The sequence below is a fragment of the Roseibium album genome, from assembly GCF_965233825.1.
GTDB lineage: Bacteria > Pseudomonadota > Alphaproteobacteria > Rhizobiales > Stappiaceae > Roseibium > Roseibium album.
Genome location: NZ_OZ247583.1, coordinates 1,439,702 through 1,459,548, shown reverse-complemented (window position 1 = coordinate 1,459,548; position 19,847 = coordinate 1,439,702). Strand labels below are relative to the sequence as shown.

General features: G+C 57.5%; 18 protein-coding genes. 6 read left to right on the top strand and 12 right to left on the bottom strand.

The window, feature by feature from the left end:
• Positions 1-7: 7 nt before the first annotated feature.
• Together ACO6TI_RS06805 and ACO6TI_RS06800 are read right to left on the bottom strand one after the other, a co-directional pair.
• Positions 8-2,155, bottom strand: coding sequence for a 4Fe-4S binding protein (locus ACO6TI_RS06805; protein WP_422385300.1), 2,148 nt, complete (start codon positions 2,153-2,155; stop codon positions 8-10).
• Positions 2,156-2,355: 200 nt separating this feature from the next.
• Positions 2,356-3,585: an NnrS family protein gene (locus ACO6TI_RS06800; protein ID WP_422384610.1), complete on the bottom strand. Its 1,230-nt coding sequence runs from the start codon at positions 3,583-3,585 to the stop codon at positions 2,356-2,358.
• A 200-nt stretch (positions 3,586-3,785) separates the two neighbouring features.
• Here ACO6TI_RS06800 and ACO6TI_RS06795 point away from each other — a divergent pair, with 200 nt between their 5' ends.
• A complete protein-coding gene (locus ACO6TI_RS06795; protein WP_422384609.1) occupies positions 3,786-4,460 on the top strand; it encodes an NnrU family protein in 675 nt (224 codons plus the stop codon).
• An 85-nt stretch (positions 4,461-4,545) separates the two neighbouring features.
• Here ACO6TI_RS06795 and ACO6TI_RS06790 read toward each other — a convergent pair whose 3' ends face one another.
• From ACO6TI_RS06790 to ACO6TI_RS06770, 5 genes are all read right to left on the bottom strand, one after another.
• On the bottom strand, positions 4,546-5,409 hold the full coding sequence (locus ACO6TI_RS06790) for a sugar phosphate isomerase/epimerase family protein (protein ID WP_422384608.1): 864 nt from the start codon (positions 5,407-5,409) through the stop codon (positions 4,546-4,548).
• A 14-nt stretch (positions 5,410-5,423) separates the two neighbouring features.
• On the bottom strand, positions 5,424-6,314 hold the full coding sequence (locus tag ACO6TI_RS06785; protein WP_422384607.1) for an NAD(P)-dependent oxidoreductase: 891 nt from the start codon (positions 6,312-6,314) through the stop codon (positions 5,424-5,426).
• A gap of 136 nt (positions 6,315-6,450) precedes the next feature.
• Positions 6,451-7,725, bottom strand: coding sequence for a TRAP transporter large permease (locus tag ACO6TI_RS06780; protein ID WP_082442601.1), 1,275 nt, complete (start codon positions 7,723-7,725; stop codon positions 6,451-6,453).
• Between the two features lie 4 nt (positions 7,726-7,729).
• A complete protein-coding gene (locus tag ACO6TI_RS06775) occupies positions 7,730-8,236 on the bottom strand; it encodes a TRAP transporter small permease (protein ID WP_055391867.1) in 507 nt (168 codons plus the stop codon).
• 65 nt (positions 8,237-8,301) lie between these two features.
• The gene (locus ACO6TI_RS06770) at positions 8,302-9,294 is read right to left on the bottom strand and encodes a TRAP transporter substrate-binding protein (RefSeq protein WP_350184916.1); all 993 of its coding nucleotides are present in this window, start codon (positions 9,292-9,294) and stop codon (positions 8,302-8,304) included.
• Positions 9,295-9,462: 168 nt separating this feature from the next.
• Here ACO6TI_RS06770 and ACO6TI_RS06765 point away from each other — a divergent pair, with 168 nt between their 5' ends.
• Positions 9,463-10,497: a LacI family DNA-binding transcriptional regulator gene (locus ACO6TI_RS06765; RefSeq protein WP_035898054.1), complete on the top strand. Its 1,035-nt coding sequence runs from the start codon at positions 9,463-9,465 to the stop codon at positions 10,495-10,497.
• Here ACO6TI_RS06765 and ACO6TI_RS06760 read toward each other — a convergent pair.
• The gene (locus ACO6TI_RS06760) at positions 10,431-10,670 is read right to left on the bottom strand and encodes an SEC-C metal-binding domain-containing protein (protein ID WP_350198264.1); all 240 of its coding nucleotides are present in this window, start codon (positions 10,668-10,670) and stop codon (positions 10,431-10,433) included. The genes ACO6TI_RS06765 and ACO6TI_RS06760 overlap by 67 nt on opposite strands.
• 250 nt (positions 10,671-10,920) lie before the next feature.
• Positions 10,921-11,937, bottom strand: coding sequence for a LacI family DNA-binding transcriptional regulator (locus ACO6TI_RS06755; RefSeq protein ID WP_159100863.1), 1,017 nt, complete (start codon positions 11,935-11,937; stop codon positions 10,921-10,923).
• Positions 11,938-12,103: 166 nt separating this feature from the next.
• On the opposite strand from ACO6TI_RS06755, the gene ACO6TI_RS06750 reads away from it, so the two are divergent.
• The 4 genes from ACO6TI_RS06750 to ACO6TI_RS06735 are packed head-to-tail and all read left to right on the top strand — an operon-like array spanning position 12,104 to position 15,564.
• The gene (locus ACO6TI_RS06750; RefSeq protein WP_422384606.1) at positions 12,104-13,177 is read left to right on the top strand and encodes a fatty acid desaturase; all 1,074 of its coding nucleotides are present in this window, start codon (positions 12,104-12,106) and stop codon (positions 13,175-13,177) included.
• A 13-nt stretch (positions 13,178-13,190) separates the two neighbouring features.
• On the top strand, positions 13,191-13,514 hold the full coding sequence (locus ACO6TI_RS06745; RefSeq protein ID WP_055391872.1) for a MocE family 2Fe-2S type ferredoxin: 324 nt from the start codon (positions 13,191-13,193) through the stop codon (positions 13,512-13,514).
• Complete coding sequence (locus ACO6TI_RS06740; RefSeq protein WP_422384605.1) at positions 13,511-14,341, top strand: 3-methyl-2-oxobutanoate hydroxymethyltransferase; 831 nt, start codon at positions 13,511-13,513, stop codon at positions 14,339-14,341. Before ACO6TI_RS06745 ends, ACO6TI_RS06740 begins: the two co-directional genes overlap by 4 nt.
• Positions 14,341-15,564 (top strand): NAD(P)/FAD-dependent oxidoreductase, encoded by a 1,224-nt coding sequence (locus ACO6TI_RS06735; protein WP_422384604.1) that lies wholly within the window; start codon positions 14,341-14,343, stop codon positions 15,562-15,564. The genes ACO6TI_RS06740 and ACO6TI_RS06735 overlap by 1 nt, the downstream gene beginning before the upstream one ends.
• 22 nt (positions 15,565-15,586) lie before the next feature.
• Here the strand turns inward: ACO6TI_RS06735 and ACO6TI_RS06730 are convergent, their stop codons facing one another.
• The 3 genes from ACO6TI_RS06730 to ACO6TI_RS06720 are packed head-to-tail and all read right to left on the bottom strand — an operon-like array spanning position 15,587 to position 19,841.
• Positions 15,587-16,756, bottom strand: a complete 1,170-nt coding sequence (locus ACO6TI_RS06730) for a mandelate racemase/muconate lactonizing enzyme family protein (RefSeq protein WP_196880119.1) — start codon at positions 16,754-16,756, stop codon at positions 15,587-15,589.
• Positions 16,753-18,213 carry an aldehyde dehydrogenase family protein gene (locus ACO6TI_RS06725; RefSeq protein WP_196901496.1) on the bottom strand — a complete coding sequence of 487 codons (1,461 nt, stop codon included), beginning with the start codon at positions 18,211-18,213 and terminating at the stop codon, positions 16,753-16,755. Before ACO6TI_RS06725 ends, ACO6TI_RS06730 begins: the two co-directional genes overlap by 4 nt.
• Positions 18,214-18,221: 8 nt before the next feature.
• Positions 18,222-19,841 carry a GMC family oxidoreductase gene (locus ACO6TI_RS06720; RefSeq protein WP_055391877.1) on the bottom strand — a complete coding sequence of 540 codons (1,620 nt, stop codon included), beginning with the start codon at positions 19,839-19,841 and terminating at the stop codon, positions 18,222-18,224.
• Positions 19,842-19,847: the final 6 nt, after the last annotated feature.

Here is a 19,847-nt window from a genome sequence, read left to right as displayed (position 1 = left end):
AAGGTGTTTATCGAACCGGAGCCGGCTCTTCCGATTTGGCGGACGCCTCCGGCTGTACAAGCCCGGTTTGCTTTTCGAAACGCCGCCTCTTGGCGAGCTTCTTGATGCAGACGGGACATTTCTGATCGTGCTGATAGAGAACCTGGCAATGCAGGCAGTTCAGACACTCGTTTGGATTGATGTTGCCTTCCGGATGAATGGCCTGGACCATGCACTCCTTGGCGCAGCGGTGGCAGGGATTGCCACACTCGCGGTAGCGCTTCAGCCAGTCGAACATCCGAAGCCTGGCCGGAATGGCAAGTGCCGCACCCAGCGGGCACAGGTACCGGCAATAGAAACGATCTATGAACAGTCCTGCACCCAGCAGGGCAACCGCGAACAGGACAAACGGCCAGGCACGCTGGAACTTCAGGATAATCGCTGTCTTGAACGGTTCGACCTCTGCGTAGTGTTCGGCAACGTCCAGCGAATAGAGGGACAGTCCGAACAAGCCGAGGAAGATCATGTATTTGAGTGGCCACAGACGTTCATGCAGACCCCAGGGTACCTCGATCTGCGGAACCCTGAACAGTTTAGCGAGACGGTTTGTCAGCTCCTGCAGGGCACCGAACGGGCATAGCCAGCCGCAATATGCGCCCCGTCCCCAGAACAGAAGTGCCGCTGCCACCGAGAACCAGAGAAGAAACACCAGCGGATCCATCAGGAACGCATCCCAGCTGAATTCACTGGTTATCGAGGAGAAAAATGCAAGGACGTTGACGACGGAAAGCTGCGCATTTTCAAACCAGCCGAGCCAGACAAGCGTGAATGTCAGGAAACCGATGCGGAACCAGAACGTGAAACGTTCGTTTTTCGTCACCTGCATCTGGAAAAAGAACACTAGGGTCAGCACGCCCATCGCTGCTGCGAGCACGCTGATGTCGAATACGCGCCCCTTCCAGATCCGTTTCCAGAGTTCCTCCGCACCACTGACTTTGGTCGTATCGTTTCCGGCAGTCGTCTGCTGGACCGTCTCCACCGTCTCCGGGACGGTTTTCAGGTAAACGTCCGGCAACTGGTATCCGAGGTCGAATGTCAGAAAAACCTTGTCGATCGGCCCGACAGCACGCTGCACGAGGAGCTGCAGGCGAAAATCCTTAGCCGGGTCAAAACCGATATCTGCCGGGATAATGAAGAGGTCCATCTCGGTGAAAGTGGGTGCACCTTCGGCGACAACCTCGCCGACACGGGCCTGCTGTTTGTCGAAGAACCGGGCAGAAACATCGTGCTGGATCATCTGGATCCTGTCGAAGATGCCCCCCCGGACATAGCCAGATCCCTTGAAGGAATACCGCCCGCGCCCCATTACCAGCAGCGCGTGCTCACCTTCCTTGAGGCGCTTCTTCAAATTGGAGTATTCAGCTTCCCCCAGCAATGACAGGCCGATCGTGGGCACATCGGCAAGTGCCATGTAGAGATCAATGAAAGTGTCTGTTTCAGGCCCGGGTTCCGTGCGGGCGACTGCGCGCGGATCGCCCTGCCTGGAAAAGGCTGCATTCACCTGGGCAACATCGAGTGACATGCGGCGCACGGAGCCGTCGCCCGTTAACGTCATCCAGTCAAGAATGTCCCGGTGGCCGGTATCAATCTCTTTCTTCGGGCCCTTGTCGGCAATTTCAGGAGCAAGGCCACCAAGACCGAGAGCACGGGCAACCTTTAGCCCGGAGCGAACGATGGAATCGTCGATCACCATGATCGTGACAGTGGCACCGGAAATGATATCGAGTTCGTGCGCGGAGCCACCGCTTTCGGCTTCCTGCCTGAGATCAAGACCCGCGTAACCTTCCGTAACCGCCCTGATTTTCGAATCCGGAATACCGATCAGCACGATCGGTTCGGAATGCTTGACCAACCGGACACCGGTGACGAACGCATCCTGATCCACGCCGACGAGTGTGTGAATCGGCTTGCCTGAATATCCCGTGGTTGAAACAAAGTCGGATGTCAGGAAAACCCAACCGATGGTTTCCCCGCGCTTGAGAGCGGGGACGACCGGAACATCTTCCCGCAAAGCGCCGAAACTGTCGGCGCCAGGGACCATATCCTCCGGCTGAACCTTGGCCAAAAAGGTGGCGACCAGTCCATCGGCGGCAAGGGCAACAGAGCCATACGACATCGGCAATGCCAGGCCGGCAAGCAGTATGAAGAGACCGAGTATGTGAAAAAGTGGACGCACTTCGAGCGCTCCGACATGTGTCTTGTCTGACGTTGCCGCGATATTCCGCTTTCGCGCCGGAGAGAGTCTTGACGATAGTCAAGTGCCGCTGAATTTGACCTGTCCGCCGCACCACCGTCCGCGGCGATACCGTACCCGGGTCAATCAGACCGTCTTGCAGGCCTCGGCATGACAAGGATCGGAAAGTAGACCCAGGCGAACAGTGCAAAAGCTCCGGTCCACAAAAAACCGGACACCAGCATCACCGGGAAATAATCGAAAGCGAGCGATCCAAAACTGCGGGTGAGAGCTGCTGCGATGACCATCAGGTAGGCAAGTGCGATCGGTCGGGAAACCTTGAGCGGCCTTCCGCTGTGCCCGAGCGATGCCCGGGTCATCATGGCGAGTGTCATGCTGCCGATTGCGCCTGCCGCAAGCAGATGAAGAGCCGCGGTTTCGCTCATAAATGACAGCATCAGCGCGCTGCCATAAAGGAGATAGCCGACCGCCAGCAGAAGATAGGCAACATGCAGGATCCACAGGATCGGGCTCTTGCGCACGGCCCATCCCCGCCAACCCGACAAACGCACCAGGTTTACTCCTCCGGCTGCAAAACAGACCGATCCGAACAGAACCTCCGGTACGAAGGGAAGGCTTCCAAGTGTCGCCAGAAGCGCAAGGAGAATACCGGCCCGATCCAGCCAGGCATTTGATTGCGGCAGGGAGACCCCGTAGCCCTCACGGTTGAGCGCGTTGCGGGTAAAGGCCGGAACAACCCGGCCGCCGACAATTGCGATCATTGCGGCGCTTGCGAAAATGCCAACCCGTACACCGGCTTCCGCAGTATTGTTGCTCCAGCCGATCCAGTCGAGGTGCATCAGAAGATTGCCGAGGAAGAGCGCCGTGAGCAGAAACAGGAAGATCATGTTTCTTGCCTGGGACTTTTTTGCAAGGCGCCCGAGAATTGCAGTCGACAATATCGGAATGAAGGCAAGATCAACCAGGGCTACGGCGACCGGATCGAAAACCCCTGAAAACCAGATGCCCAGACGCCCCAACAACCAGACGCAACCGCTGGCCGTGACAAATACCCTGCCTGCCTCCCTGGTGCCTGTCCAGTTCGGAACAGCAGTGATAAAGAAGCCGGCCATGACCGCAACCGTATAGCCATAAAGCATTTCGTGGGCATGCCACAGATGCGGAGCCATCGACATCGGAACCGTCGCGACATCACCACCGGCCGCTTGTGCTGCCAGCCAGAGCGTCCAGGCGAGCATTGAGAATACTGCAAACAGGCCGGCAGACAGAAAGTAGAATCGGAAACCCGCCGTCAGGACCGTTGGAAACCGGCGCGGTCCTTTGACGTCTGGTGAATGGAGGGCTGCGGCCATGAACATGCCTCGTGGTGGAATTCCAGCAATGAGGTCACCTGCCCGTCATGCGGGCGACAACCTGGAAAGAGGCATGGTCACAGGCTTGAGGCGCGAATGTCTTGACAATCGTCAAGTCTGCCCAAAAAACTTGACTGTAACATTCATAAAACATTCCCTCCATGAATCTGCACCAACACCAGTCAAATCCGGAAAACGCAATGCTTGAAAATGGTTGGATCAACTATACGGCTGCCTTCGCAGTCTTCTTTGCCTCGCATATGCTGCTCGTCCGGCCACCGGTCCGCCCGGTTCTGGTAAGGTTTCTGACTCCCCGCGGCTTTTCCGCTGCCTACTCGCTGCTTTCCTTGGCAATCCTGTGGTGGATGATAGAAGCGGCGCAAGCAGCGCCTTATGTCGAGCTCTGGAGTTGGGAACCCTGGCAAAACTGGGTTCCGATCATCGCGATGTTACCGGCCTGCCTGATTGCGGCATTCGGTGTTGCCGTTCCAAATCCGTTTTCCTTTGGCGGTGCACATAACGAGCGCTTCGATCCGCAAAGGCCGGGTATCGTCCGATGGATGCGACATCCTATTCTTGTCGCACTGTTCCTGTGGTCGATCGCACACCTGGTTCCAAACGGAAATCTTGCACATGTGATCCTGTTCGGAGCGTTCGCCATATTCTCCCTTCTAGGCATGAAACTCATCGACAGGCGGCGCAAGCGGGAAATGGGCGAAGACTGGTCACGGCAGTTGAATGCCGCCAGGGCCGCTCACCTGACCCAACTTTCAAACCCCGGCGGCACCTTGATCAGATTGCTCGTCGGTCTGTTCGCCTATGTTGGTCTGGCGCATCTGCATCCCTATTTTGCCGGCGTTTATCCGTTTGCATAACAATGGCGCCTGCAAGAAACCCAAAAAAAAACGCCCGGTGCCGGGAGAGGGCACCGGGCGACTGCTTCAGGAAGACTGGGAGGTCCTACCCGAAGATTTCTCTGAACCGGTCGATACAGAGCCGGAAACCGGCCTCGAAATCGCCGTTGCCAGGGTGATAGACACTTTCGAAGGAGATCACCCCGTCATAGGCATCGGCCCGCAGCGCTTCGGCGATCGGCTGGAACTGATCGGCCAGCTGGCCCTCCCCCATCCGCCGGACTTCCAGGGTCGCGCGCGGCGTGTCCACCAGAACATCCTTGATATGGACATGACCGAGATAACCGCCCCTCAGTTCCTCGTAGCCCTCCGGAAAGGCTCGCTCATGGCACCAGCAGTTGTTGGCCGGGTCCCACAGAACCTTCAGCGCATCCTTTGCGTCCAGGTCGTCGATCAGCTTGCGGCCCGTGTAGTTTGAATTGACCATCGTGCCGTTGCCGGTCTCCACCACCAGCGTCAGACCCTCCGACCTGGCAAGCTCGACGGCCGGAGCGATCAACGGCAGGCTTGCGTCCCAGGCGCCCTTGGCGACGTTCCACTTTTCCGCACCGCCCTTGCCCCACAGGATCTGCTCCTTCTTGTTGGTCATGATCCGCACCAGCGGCGAGCCGACGGCATGGGCCATTTCCATGACCCGCTTCAAGGCATCCATGTGCTTCGTGTGCAGCTCGTCCCCGGCCCTGTTGGCGGTCGTCATGCCGGCAAAGACATGGCGCGACAGGCAACTGACCGGCTTGCCGTGCCCGTCGAGCAGCGCCTTGATCCCGGCGATTTCCTCCTTTGTGTGGTCACCGACTTCCTTCTCGCCGACAAACTGCAGTTCGGCATAGTCCAGGCCGAACTCGTCCATAACCGTCAGCGCATGCTTCAGGTCCCGGCTGATCCCATCGCAGATAACACCAAGTTTCATATTGTTCTCCAACTTCAACGATGCAGTTCGGCGCCGACGATTTCCTCAATCACCCGGGTGCAGACCCAGTTGTCGCCGTTCGGATATCTGGACTTGCCCGCATGGAAGATTTGCATCGCGGTCGAGGCGGTCTGCATGGGCACTTCGAGACCCTGGGCCAGATCGAGAGCGATCGTCAGATCCTTGTGCATGGTCGCTATGTGACTGCCGGTGCCTTCAAACTTCCGGTCGATGATGTTCTCCAGAGCAGTTCTCGACACGCCGCAACCGGCGCCCGACGTGGAAAAGACATTGTAGATGACTTCACCGGCAACCCCGGCCTTTGCCGCCAGAGCCGCAGCCTCGAAGGTTGCGGAGAAAATCGACCCTATGAGCGACTGAAGGCAGGATTTGACTGTCTGACCTTCCCCTGGTCTTTCGCCGACAACGTGGATCGTCTGCGAGACGGCTTCCATGACGGGCCGCGCCTTTTCCAGAACATCCGGCGTGCCTGCCGCCATCATTGTCAGTGTACCGCCCTGGGCGCCCGGGAAGCCCCCGGAGACCGGGCAGTCGATCAGGTTGATCGATCCACCGGTCAGTTCCTCGCCGATCTGGCGTGCTTCCGAGGGTTTGATCGTAGCGGTGAGGATTATGGTCCCGCCGTCCGTCATGTTGGCGGCAAGGCCGTCGTCTCCAAGGATGACCGCCTTGGCCTGGTTCCCATTCATCACCATGACATAGACGACGTCCGCATTTGCCGCGACATCGGCAACACTTCGGGCGGCCCTGCCACCCAGCGCGGTGAACGCTGCCAAGCGTTCTTCGCTCAGATCGAAGCCTGATGTCTCAAATCCGTTCTTGATCAGGTTCTTGGCAAGCCCGCTGCCCATATCCCCCAATCCGATGACACCTGCGCGTAACATTTCATGTTCCTATTTCATCCGGACATTCCGGAGGTTGTTGACTGGCACCCGCTGCCGGGTGTCGGCTGATGCGGGGGTTTCGGGCGCTGATTGCGCCGGGCTGGTCCGGAAGACACCCCGCTGCCCAAAAAACTCCTCAGAAAAACAGGCTCGGAACCCACAGAACGAGTTGCGGGAAAATGCACATCAGGATGAGCACGAGGACATTGGCCATCAGGAAGGGAGCAGCGCCGAGGAATATCTCGCCGATCCCCATACGGGCGATCGCGGCACACACATTCAGGCAATTGCCGACAGGCGGAGTACACGCGCCGACGGCAAGGCCCGACACCATCACCACACCGAAATGGACACCGGATATCCCGACGGACTGCGCTGCGGGAAGCAGCACCGGTGTCAGGAGCAGGATAGCCGGGCTGACGTCGATGAAGGTTCCGGCAACAAGGATGACGGCGGTGATCACCAGCATGAGCGCAATCGGGCCGAGATCAAGGCTGATCACGTAGGCGGCAAGCGCATCCGGGATCCGTTCCAGTGCCAGCACCCAGATGTAGAGTTGGGAAAATGCGATGATCATCATGATCTTGGCGCTTGTCAGGATTGCCGCCCGCATCGCACCCGGCAATTGTTTCAGGGAAGTCAGCCCGACGATAAGGAACCCGATCAGCAGACCGTAGGCAACGGCCATACCAGCCGTCTCAGTCGGCGTTGCGATTCCGAAAACGACGGAACCGACAATCAGCAGCGGCATGACGGCAACGATCGCCGAGCGGCGTATCTGACGCCAGGCTTCCGCAAGAGTGAACGGAACGGCTTCCGTCGGATAGTCGTTCTTCCTGGACAGATACCAGACAATTGCCAGCTGGAAGATACCGACCATCAACCCCGGAATGACCCCGCCGAGGAAAAGTTGACCAACCGACTCCTGAGCGGCGATGGCATAGATGACCATCGCCACGGAAGGTGGAATGATCATGCCCATTGTGGAAGAGGCGACGGTGATCCCGGCGGCAAATTGAGCGGGATAACCACGCTTTTTCATTTCCGGTATCAGGACCGATCCAATCGACGCGGTATCGGACGCTGCCGAACCGGAGATCCCGCCAAAGACCATCGAGGCGACGACATTCACCAGACCGAGCCCGCCCTTCAGGCGCCCGACGAAGAAATTCGAAATGTCGAGCAGACGGCCGGTGATACCGCCGGTGTTCATCACGAAGCCCATAAGGATAAACAACGGCAGCGAAATCAGCGCATAACTGTTGATGCCGGCAAAGAACCTTTGGGGCAGGACACCGATCAGCATTGGTTGTTCGACCAGAAAATAGGCCAATGCGGAAAGTCCAAGTGCGTAGGCGATCGGAACGCCGATGACCAGCAGAACCAGCAGACTGAGAAGAAGGATCAACATTGCATCAGTCCTCCGGCATCCAGAGAACGTCGATGCTTTCCCGGCCCGCCGCGGTAAGCACGATTTTCAGGCAGCAATAGAAGACCGCCAGCCCGCAACCGACCGGCACGGCTGCGTGAACGATACCCTGCGGCCAGCCAAAGGGCTGCCAGGGATTATGGCCGGCAAGTGAAATCCAGCCGATAGAATAGGTCACCATCGCGCCGTTGATCACTGCGATCAGGGCGAGACCCATGATGTAAGTCCACTTTTTCGCTTCATAGGGCAGCATGTCGACAAAGAAGGTGATCGCAATATGCTCACGCCTGGTGATGCAAACCGCGCCGCCAATGGCACTGGTGAACAGGAAGGCGATCGTCACGAATTCGTTGCCGCCATAAATCGACGACGCAAAGCCGTATCTGAGAACCACAAGCAAACAGACAAGAACCAGAAATGTCGCAAAAAGCGCGATCAGAACCCACTCCAGAACAGATGTGAGCCGCTTGTCCAAGGCGATGAGAAAATCCATGCTTCCCCCCAATTTTGTCCGATCTGCCCGGCCGCCATCAGGCGACCGGGCTTCACAATCGAAGGTCAGCTGCAGGAAGCCGCCGCTGCACGGGCAGCGTCGATGTCTTCAGCTGTGAAGTGGCCCGCGTCGATCATCTGCTGATAGACCGGCTTGACCGCTTCCTGGAAACCGGCAAGTGCTTCCGGGGTCAGGGAATTGATTTCCATATACTCACCCAGTTCCCCGATCACCTTGCCTTCGGCCTCACGGTAGAGGTCATCGGACTGCTTGAGCGCCGCCACTGCAACTTCATCGAAGACCTGCTTCAGGTCATCCGGCAAGCCGTCGTACCAGGCCTTGTTGACGATCAGCGGATCGGGCCCGGTCATGTGGTTGGACAAGGTCATGAACTTCTGAACTTCGTGGATCTTGAAGTCCCAGATATTCTGCGGTGGATTGTGTTGGCCGTCGATGACGCCCTGCTTGAATGCCTGATAGGCTTCGGAGAAGGGCATCGCGATCGGGTTGGAGCCGATTGCGGTTCCGGTTGCGATCATCAGATCACTTTGAGGTTCGCGGATCTTGAGCCCATTCAGGTCCTCGACCTTGGTAATCGGCCTAACGTTGTTTGTGTAGGCGCGGAACCCCTGGCTGATGCCGGTTGCCGGAACGTGGTAACCGTTGGTCGCGGCGCCTTGCTCGATCCCGTCGGTGAACCCGCTTGCGACAAGACACTGCATCTCGTCCCAATCAGCAACCAGGAACGGCAACTGGTAGATATTGAATGCCGGATTGGCATCGGCAAAAAACCCGCCACGTGTTCCCTGAAGGATCCCGGTCGTCACCTGGTCCATCATCTCGCGCTCGTTGCCGAGCACTCCGCCAAAGAAATTCTCGACATCGATACGACCATCTGAACGCTTTTCCAGTTCTTCTTCGAAGAATTTCATAGATTGCGATCTGATGGCACTTTCCGGCTGCGCATTGCCATATTTGAATGTGAAATCTGCCGCAGCAGCGCCCGATACCATCAACGCAGCCATTGCAACACCAGCTAAATACTTCACGCCATTCATCACCTTTTCTCCTCCCGATGTAGACGATGATCATGTGAGGGCGCTTTTCTCCGCTCAGGGCTATCGGGAAGCAAGCTAAAAAGCATCAATTTGACGTAATTGGTTACTTTTGATGTTTTCATGAGTCGATATTTATGCAAAATTGATTGTTATTGGTGGAGTATTGATGTGTCTGAACCAACCCAGATCAAGCGTCGCGCTCGAGTGAACGAGATCGCCGGACTTGCAGGCGTCGGCACCGCAACGGTCGACCGCGTCCTGAACGGGCGCCCCAATGTGAGCGCTGCCACGCGTCAACGTGTGGAACAGGCCAAAGCGGCAATCGAAAACGGTGAACCTGTTCAAAAACGCCCGAGGCCCTGGCGCCTGAAAGTCTTTCTGCCTGAAGAGGCCGGCCCATCGACCGAGTATCTTGCAAGCTGTTTCCATGAGTTCGGCGCGCGGGGAAATGCCACGATCGAATGCGTTTTCACGAAAAAAATGGAACCGGCGCTTCTGGCCCGCAAACTTCAGGCCTGCGCCGGGCAGGGCATCGACGCGATTGCGTTTCAGGCTCTTGATGACCCGCGCGTACGCCAGGCTGTCGAAGACCTGGCCCATTTGAACATTCCCTGCCTCACCCTGATTTCAGGGCTCGAAACCCCGGCACTCGCCGGCTTCATCGGAATGGACAACAGAGCCGCAGGGCGCACCGCCGGATACCTGATGGGTCGCTTCGAACGGCAGAAAGGCGCGGTCGCGGTCGTTTCCGGGGGCCAGATCTACCGCGTTCACGAAGACAGGGAAATGGGTTTTCGCGCCTGCCTCAGGCGTGATTTTCCACACCTTGAAGTCGTCTCGACCTATAGCGGACATGACGACATCGACGGCAACTATACCGAGGTCCGGAAAATACTGGACAGCAAGCCCGATCTGATCGGGATCTACAATGTCGGCGGCGGCAACGAAGGCATTGTGAAAGCCTTGAAAGAAGCTGGCCGGGAAAAGGAAGTCACGTTTTTCGGTCACAACCTGACCACAAAAACCCAGGGCTATCTGCTCGACGGTACGATGGATGTCATCATGCACCAGAACATGAAGCGCGCTGCCGGACGGGCGGTGGATGCGCTGATCGCGCGGCTGGAACACAGGCCGTATCAGATCAAGCTCATCTCAACGGAAATCATCACGAAAGAAAACATCATGGGCGTCACGTTCGGCTGAAGAAAGAAAGGCCGGCAGAAACAATACGAGCGCCGGATTACCGGCGCTCTCTGAAAGTAGTGATCCCGAAGGCTACCGTCGAACTTGCCGCTCTTCAGGCAGCATCGCTTGTAGCGTCTGCCTGAACCGCATGGACAGGGATCATTGCGCCCAAGTTTTTCCAGAAGTTCCACATCGCCCGCGCACCTGTCGTTCACCCGTTTTTACACGGGTTTCGGATGGGAAGGATTTGCGCCGTTTAGACATCACCTCGAAAGGAAGGGCGATCTTCAAAGTTTACGCGTTTGGCCATGACAACCTCCTGCTGCCGGGAACGAGGTTCGCCTTGTAAGGCCGGCGGGTGAAATTTCCAAGAGATCAATCCAGAAAACCGCTCCCTTCCGCTCTGGCTTGCGGCGATTGCCGCCAGTGACGGAGCGCGTTTCAAAGGTTTTCCGGGGTTACCAGCTGAAAATCGATGATACCGTTTGCCGTGCCCGACAACTTGCCGGTCACGGACTGTTCCATCAGATCAAGCGTTTTTGACACGACCTGTGAAACAGGATTGGCAATCAGAAGATCCACCGTACCTTCGATCAGACCTTCATCCGCGTAGGGGCTACGTTCGTGGCAAATGTAAAAAACATCACGAGCGCGTCCAGCCTCCGTGAGTGCCCTGATTACACCGCTGACACCGCCGCCGCAGTGATAAAGCCCCTTCAACCCGGGAACTGAACGAAGAATTTCGGAAGTCGCCTCATAGGCCACGGCGGCATCATCCAGATAAACAAGCGAATCCCGCAACCCGGCATGTGGAGCATATTCCCTGAGCGCACTGCGAAAACCGGCTTCCAGCGCCTCGTGCCCCAAATAACGGTGGGATCCGACAAGAATACCGACTTCGTCGCCATGCCCCACGAATTTGGCCATGGCCCAGCCAGCCGTCCGACCTGCACGGCGCCCATCGATGCCGACGTAACCCGCAATCGCAGGTGTACTCAGCGGACTGAGCAGCGCGAATACCGGAACGTTAACAGATGCGCAGTCGCCTATCGCCGCGTGAACGGCGGGATGGTCTATGGAAACAAGGGCGATAGCGTCGACGTCATCAGCCATGGATCTCAGCGCGGCAGCCAGATCTCCAGGAGACAGGCTTTCGACAAACGCAACTTCGGCGGCCGCCCGAATACGTGTCAGGTCTGGCACCGAACGCATGATCTGCTCGGACAGGGCCTGATAAAACCACTTGCTCTTCTTCTGCAAAATAAAGCCCAGACGCTTGTGCGGTACAAGCTGGTCGACACGGCGCTCCATCAGGCCTTGTGCATGATAACCAAGCTCTCTGGCGGCACTCAACACCCGGTCGGCGGTCGACCGCCTGACCGGGGCCCTGCCGTTCAGTACACGGTCCACGGTTGCAACGCCGACATTTGCTTTTGCGGCGATCTCCTGAAGTGTCACTCGTCGGTTCATGCACTTTTGATAAGATCCATCACAGGTGAATGCAAAAGGAATGATAGTTTTGATAGTTTCTATCACCACTGAATTGACGCCGGATACATTCTGAGAAATTTTCACGCAGCATTTTTTGAAAGGCTTCAAGGCCAATCGGCGTGGGAGGACCGGAATGACCATCTCCAATCAAACCCGTGACTACAGCCTGACAGGACAGGACTCAGGTCCCGGCTTTGCTCCAAGCCAATGGTACAGCACGCCTGTGCCCAGAAAACGGTTGAAGGAACTGATGCGCCGGTCGGACCGTCCGAGCCTGATCAACTACGGGAGCTGGTTCGGCACGGTTCTCGTTCTCGGTACAATTCTGATTTTCACCTGGGGAACGGTCTGGGCGGTTCCAACCGCGATCCTCTACGGTATCTTTTACGGATCGGGCGGCGACAGCCGCTGGCATGAATGCGGCCACGGCACCGTGTTCAAAACCGCTTGGCTGAACGGCTTCTTCTATCAGATTGCTTCGTTCATGTCGCTCAAGAACCCCTGCCTCTGGCGCTGGAGCCATGCAAGACACCATACCGATACCGTGGTTGTCGGGCGTGATCCGGAAATCGCCTTTCCGCGTCCGCCGAGCATCGGTCGGTGGATCCTGAACCTCATCTTCGTGCCGACGCTGATCGACGAACTCAAGAAGGTGGTCCTCCTGAGCCTGGGGAAACTGACAGAAGACCAGAAGGATTTTCTGATCGAAGCAGACCGCCAGAAAGCCTACCGGATCTCCCGCATCCATTTGACAATCCTGATTGCCGTGACCGGACTATCTGCCGGATTGCAAAGCTGGTTGCCGCTCATGCTGGTCGGATTTCCGACATTCTACGGCTCGTGGCTCCACCATATCCTGGCGACAACGCAGCACGCCGGACTTGCGGAGGATGTCCCCGATCACCGGATGAATTCCAGAACCGTCTATCTCAACCCGTTCTTCCGCTTCATCTATTCCAACATGAACTATCACGTTGAACATCACATGTACCCGATGGTTCCGTTCCACGCCTTGCCCGCGCTGCACGAAGAAATCAGGAAGGATTGTCCACCGGCCTACCCTTCCCTGTGGGCTGCCTATCGGGAAATGGTCCCAGCTGTCCTCAAACAACAACGGGACCCGTATCACTTCATCAAACGGCCATTGCCGGCGGAAGCCAATCCGACGCCCGACTATCAGCGCCCCGTGTTGCAAGCCGCAGAATAGGAGCAAGATTTCCATGGTGAACTGGATAGAGGCCTGCGCTGCAGACGAAGTGGAAAACGAGGATCTGATCCGTTTCGATCACGGGTCCAGAACATTTGCGATCTACCGCAGCCCGGACGATGAATACTTTTGCACCGACGGTCTTTGCACGCATGAAGAAGTGCATCTTTCCGACGGATTGGTCATGGACCACATCATTGAATGCCCCATGCACAACGGTCAGTTCGACTACCGGACCGGTGAAGCCAGACGGACACCTGCCTGTGTCGCGCTGAAGACCTATCCGGTTAAAGTGGAAAACGAGACCGTCTTCATCGATCTGGGTGATCAACCATGAAACGTATCTATGACTGGGATGCCAAATTCTCCCTGCGCAACTACACCGCTGCCGACCTTCGAGCGATCAAGGGGAAGCGGAAACTGACCCAGACAACCGCCAATTCCATAGAAGAAGCTGCTGCCGCGGCGGATGCCGGCATCGATCTGATCATGGGAAATGCACAGAACACAAAGGCGGCGCGCGAAGGCGCCCCCAATCTCTTTTTCACGGCCGCAATCGCGTTGCCGGATTTTCCGACTGAAAAGGATGTTCTGACCGCCGCCTTCCAGGCCATGAAGGAAGGTGCCGATTCCGTCTACACCGCCCGCGGTCCGCATATCGTCGAGATGCTTGCCCGGGAACAGATCCCGGTCATGTGCCACCTCGGCCTCGTCCCGCGCAGGTCGGGCTGGAATGGCGGCTTCCAGGCGATCGGGCGAACCGCCGACGAAGCTCACAGTCTGTGGCAGGCGTTTCGCAGGATGGAGGATGCAGGCGCATTCTCGGTGGAAGCCGAGGTCATTCCAGAGCCGGTAATGAGAGAAATCAGTCGCCGGACTTCGCTCGTCACGATGTCCCTCGGATCGGGGAGCGGCGGCGATGTCATCTACCTCTTTCAGAACGATATTTGCGGCGAACAACCCGAACGGCCCAGACATGCCCGGGCCTTTGGCGATATCCACTCCCTTCAGGAAAAAATCCGCGCCGAACGCCGATCGGCCCTGGGTGCCTTTCGAGACGCCGTTCACAATGGAGAGTTTCCGTCCGAAGCGGAAACGGCAACAATCGGCGATGCGGACCTGGAGGAATTCCTGGAGCGGATACCGGTCGAAGGAGACACCTGATGCGCGTCGTCATTGTCGGCGGCGGACAGGCTGCCGCCTCGGTCGCGGCGACGCTGAGAAAGCGCGAGTTTTCGGGTGAGATACTCATGCTCTGTCAGGAAGACTGCCTGCCCTATGAGCGCCCTCCCCTTTCCAAGAAATATCTTTTGCCGTCCCGGGCAAACGAGCGGAAAACCATATTTCCCGACGCGTATTGGCCAGCTCACGAGATAACCGCAAAACTGTCCTGCACGGTCACAGGCATCGACCCGATCCGCAAGATCGCGAAAAGCGATCACGGGTCCATCGGATATGATCATCTCGTTCTCGCGACCGGATCATCACCACGCAGGCTGCCGGAAAGGATGAAAGGCAATTTGGCAGATCTCTGTTATCTCAGGTCGCTGGAGGACGCAGGTCAACTGCGCCGGAGATTAGCACACAGCAATTCGCTGATCCTGATCGGAGGCGGCTATATCGGGCTGGAACTTGCAGCAACCGCCAGGACAATGGGTCTTGATGTAACCGTTGTCGAGCGAGACGTCCGCATCTTGAACCGGGTTGCCTCGACTTCGCTCGCCGGGACCGTCCGGAACTGGCATCAGGACCACGGCGTCCGCCTTCTGGAAAGAACCGAAATCAAGGCCTTTACCGATGATCACGGTGTCACTGGCGTTCTCCTTGCGAATGGAGAAAAATTGACATCGGATTGCATCGCCGTCGGCATCGGCGCCGTGCCCAACACGGCGCTGGCCTTCAACGCCGGCCTGCAGATCAACAACGGCATTGCAGTCGATGCGTTCGGCCAGACCAGCACTCCCGGCATCTGGGCCGCAGGCGATTGCGCCTCCTTTCCCTATTTCGGAAGGCGCATCAGGCTGGAAAGCATACAAAATGCCATCGACCAGGGAGAGGCAGTTGCTGAGAACATTCTCGGTTCGCAAAGGGAATATGTCCCGCTGCCCACATTCTGGTCGGATCAATTCGACCATACGATTCAGATTGCGGGCCTTATCGAGCCGCGAATGAAAGCAGTTTTTCGGGATGCACCGTCCGGGCGATCCTATTGGCATTATCGCGACGGTCTGTTGCAGGCCATCGAAGTCACGGATGACCCAAAGAGTTATTCAATCGGACGCAGGATGTTGTCGGAGCGATTGTCACCGTCCTCCGAAGCCATTTCGGATGGCAACGGGAACCTCAAAGACATCCTGAAAACGTGCCGTAAGCCGGTGATGGCCTGAGCGGATGCGGATGACGGACCCGTTAGAGATCGAGTTCGTAGTGCCGGATGAAGTCCCTGTCCGGCACGACACCGAGACCGGGCCCATCCGGGATCGTCACAAAACCACCTGACGATTTAACCTGTCCCTGGATATCCAGAGGAACCTCCAGCAGATTGTCCCTGAACCGGTTGTCTGTCGTGTCGAATTCCAGCATCGGTTCCCACGGATGAAGCCCGCCGGGCAGTGCCGGCATCGCTGCCAGCAGCTGGATATTCGTGGCGACGGCGATCGCCGATCCCCAGACGTGATTGATCACCGGTGTGAAATGAGCATGGCACAGTGCCAGGACCCGTAAGTACTCGCTGATACCACCAAGCGCGCACACTTCCGGTTGGGCGATATCGAGTCCCCGGTTTTCAAGGATCTGCCGCCATCCCCATCGGTTGAATTCCGCCTCACCGCCGGAAATGTTGACCTTCAGACCACGCCGCAATTCCCTGTATCCGTCGAGGTCTTCCGGTGCCACGGGTTCCTCGAACCAGTACGCTCCGAGTTCATCAAGTGCGCGCCCAACGTAAAAGGCATCTGATGTCGTATAACAATGATTGGCATCGACCATGAAACGGCCACGCCCTTCGACCGCCTCTGCGACGGCCTGACAGAGCAGGATGTCCTCTCTCGGTCCAAGACCGGTTTTCAGCTTCGCACCGACAAAACCCATATCCATGATCGCAGCCGCTTCGGTTTTGAAGCGGGCGACATGGTCGTCGACACTCTCGCGCTTGAGCATCATGCCGTAGCCGTAGGCGGGAATGCGCGTGCGGTGCGCGCCGCCGACCAGCTTGTGCAGGGGTTGACCGGTCACCTTGCCGGCGATGTCCCACAGGGCGATATCAACGCCTGACAAAGACTGAAGCGGCATCCCTTTCTGGCCGTGATCCCGAGTCAGGTTATAAACCTTGTGCCAGAGGACATCGCGATCCATCGGATCACATCCCAGAACCATCGGTTGGATGACCTTTTCAACGATCGACTTGTTGGCGATCGCAATGTTACCAGGTCCAAAACACTCACCCCAGCCGGTAATGCCTTCGTCGGTCTCAACCTCGACCAGATGGGCGCTGCGTTTCTCGTAATATTGCTGCGAGTATCCCAACTCGCCGGGAAGATCGTATTGCAGAATGTGGCTGGTTACGCGGGTTATCTTCATGCGTTCAGCCCTCCGAATTCCGTTTTGTCGAGTGCGCGTGTGATCCGTTTCACAATCAGGTAGTCGTGCAAGGCCAGTGCCGAGCAGTCGTGGCCAATGCCTGACTGACCGATCCCGCCGTGCGGCAGGTCAATGTCGTACTTCACGCCGTTGATCTGAATTTCACCGTAGCGCAACGCCGCCGCGCAGGCTTCCGCCTTTGCGAGGTCGCGCGTGAAAACATATGCGGTCAATCCACCTTCGTCACAATCATTCGCCCGCTCGAGAAGATCCCCTTCGCTGCTGAAGGGAACCAGGCTGACAATCGGACCGAATGTCTCTTGACGGTAAACCGGCATTGTGTCGGTGACCCGATCCAGAACGGTTGGCGCCAGAAAATGACCCGAATTGAGTTGCGCGGGCCGGTCGCCGCCCGCAAGCAGTTCCGCACCCTGCGAGACCGCGTCATCAATCAATCCCTTGATCCTGGTCCAGGCCCGCCTGTCAACGACGGGGCCTGTGGTGATATCGGCTTCCTTGTCGAAGCCAACCCGGGCGGCACGGGCGCGGGCAACGACTTTTTCGGCAAATGCCTCATGGACAGCCTCCGCGACGAAGATCCGGTTTGGCGACACGCAGATCTGCCCGGCGTTTGAGAATTTGACACCGCAGACAATGTCGGCGGCAAGATCCAGGTCTGCATCCGCGAAGACCAGAACCGGCGCATTGCCACCCAATTCCATGGAATAGCGTTTGATTGAGGTTGCTCCCGTGCGCATGATGTGCTCGCCGGTGCCGGTGGAACCGATCAGTGTGATCACTTGCGGGATCGTTGATGCGGTGAGCGCATCGGCCACGTCATATCCATCCGTGCACAGGATCTGGACGACGCCCTTCGGCAAGCCGATCTTTTCGCACAGCATGCCGACCGCGTAGGCCGAAACCGGTGTCTGCTCCGACGGTCTGATGATGATCGGACACCCGGCGGCCATCGCCGGTCCGATCTTGAATGCCAGGTTCAGAAGCGGGAAATTCCAGGCAAGATAGGCCAGCGCGACGCCGGCTGGTTCATGAACCATCCTGTGTGTGTGCGTTCCCGCCCTGTCTGCGAGGCCCACATCCTGAACACGCGCGATTTCCTCGGCATAAAACTCCAGCGACGCAACGAGACGGTCCCAGTCTTCATGGGTCTGTGCCCAGGGTTTGCCCAATTCATGGTGAACGCAGTCTCGAAGAAACTCTTCATGGGCAACAACCTCATCGCGGAGTTTGTGCATCCAGTTCTGGCGCTCCGAGATTGCAGTCGAAGACCACGCCGGAAAAGCCGATTTGGCCGACTGAAGGGCCCGTTCCACGTCTTCCAGGCCCGCCGTATGGACCGTCGCGATGATTTGCTCAGTTGCGGGATTGAGAACGTCTTTCCGACCCGATCCGCCGGTCAATGCGCCGTCAATGTACATTCTGGTCGGGAAATCCATGTTGCGCCTCAGTCGAACAGGTTAGCGATATTGGTTTTGATTCTGTCGCCGATGTAAAGCGCCAGAGCCTGGATCGTGGAGGTTGGATTGACCGCGCCCGAAGTCACGAAAATCGACCCGTCCACAATGAAAAGATTCTTCACATCGTGGCTCCTGCCCCATCCATTCACCACGGACTTTTCCGGATCATCACCCATCCGGCAGGTGCCCATCTGGTGCCAGCCGGCACGCCACCAGACCTTGTCGTCACCTTTTGCCAGAACTCGTTTCGCACCGGCGGCCAGAAGCAGTTCCGTCGCCTTCTCCTCGCCGTGCCTCAGCATCCTTCGAGTGTTTTCTCCAAGGCGATAGTTGATTTTCGGCGCGGGGATGCCGTCGCTGTCGGTCAGTTCGGGATCCAGCGTGACGCAATTGATCTCTTCGGGAAGGTCCTCGCTCACGACTGTCAGCCCGGCAAGATACGGATAGACGGTGTCCATGATCTCCCGGTGCTCTGCGCCCCAGGGGATCGGATTGTCGATGCCATAGCCACCGAGTGCATAAGTCATCGGAGTGGTCGAACGACCGGAATGCAGGCCATACCCGCGGACAAAGTCTCTTGAACGATCCGTTTCGTAGAACTCCTGCGACAGGATCGAACAGGCCATCGGGCCTTCATGACCGAGCATCGGTTCGTCGAAGACGCCGGCAACTCCCGTGAGAGGATGGAACATCAGGTTCTTGCCGACGAGGCCGGATCGATTGGCCAGACCATCCGGAAAGAGTTGCGATTTCGAATTGAGCAGCAGCCTTGGTGTACCGACGCCGTTGCAGGCAACGACGACCAGTTCCGCCTTCTGTTCGTGGAGTTGCCCGTCCGCACCGTGATACAGTACGCCAGTGGCAAAGCCCGTTTCCTGATCAATCAGAATTTCCCGAACCCGTGACCTCGTTCTGAGTTCAACGCCGGCGTTTTCCAGCACGGGCCAATAGGTAAAATTTGTTCCACCCTTGGCGCCTGCCGCACAACCAAGGTCGCAGGTACCTGCATTGACGCATTTCTGCCGTCCATCGCGGTCCTGACTGAGAATGGCCACATCGGACGGCCACCAGTGCCACCCCAGTTCATTGAAACCTTTCGCGAGCGTCTGACCGAGCTTGCCGATCGGAATGGGCGGCAAGGGCGGACTGTAGTCCGGGTAACCCGGATTGCCTCCCAATCCGGAAACACCCGTGTTTTCGTCGTTCAGATCATAAAATGGCTCCAGCGTCGCATAGTCGACCGGCCAGTCTTCAGCCACTCCGTCCAGCGATCTTGTCCTGAAATCAGATGGCTTCATCCGGGGCCAGTGACCCAGAAAGTTGATTGTAGAGCCACCGACGCCGTTCCAGTTCACCGGCGTTATGCAGCTGTTCTGCGAGTTGACGGGATAATCCTGCTTCAGTTTCCTGACATTCGGGTCGCAAGAAAATTCACCGTAGCGCGATAGCTCGTAGTCTTCCCGGCGGCTTGGAAAATCCCTGTCCTGCAGGTGCTCACCCTGCTCGAGACAGAGTATCCTCATTCGGGTCTCCAGAAGGGACCACGCGATTGCGGCTCCGGAAGCTCCGGCACCGATGATCAGGACGTCGACGGGTTCGTTGGTCATGTCACC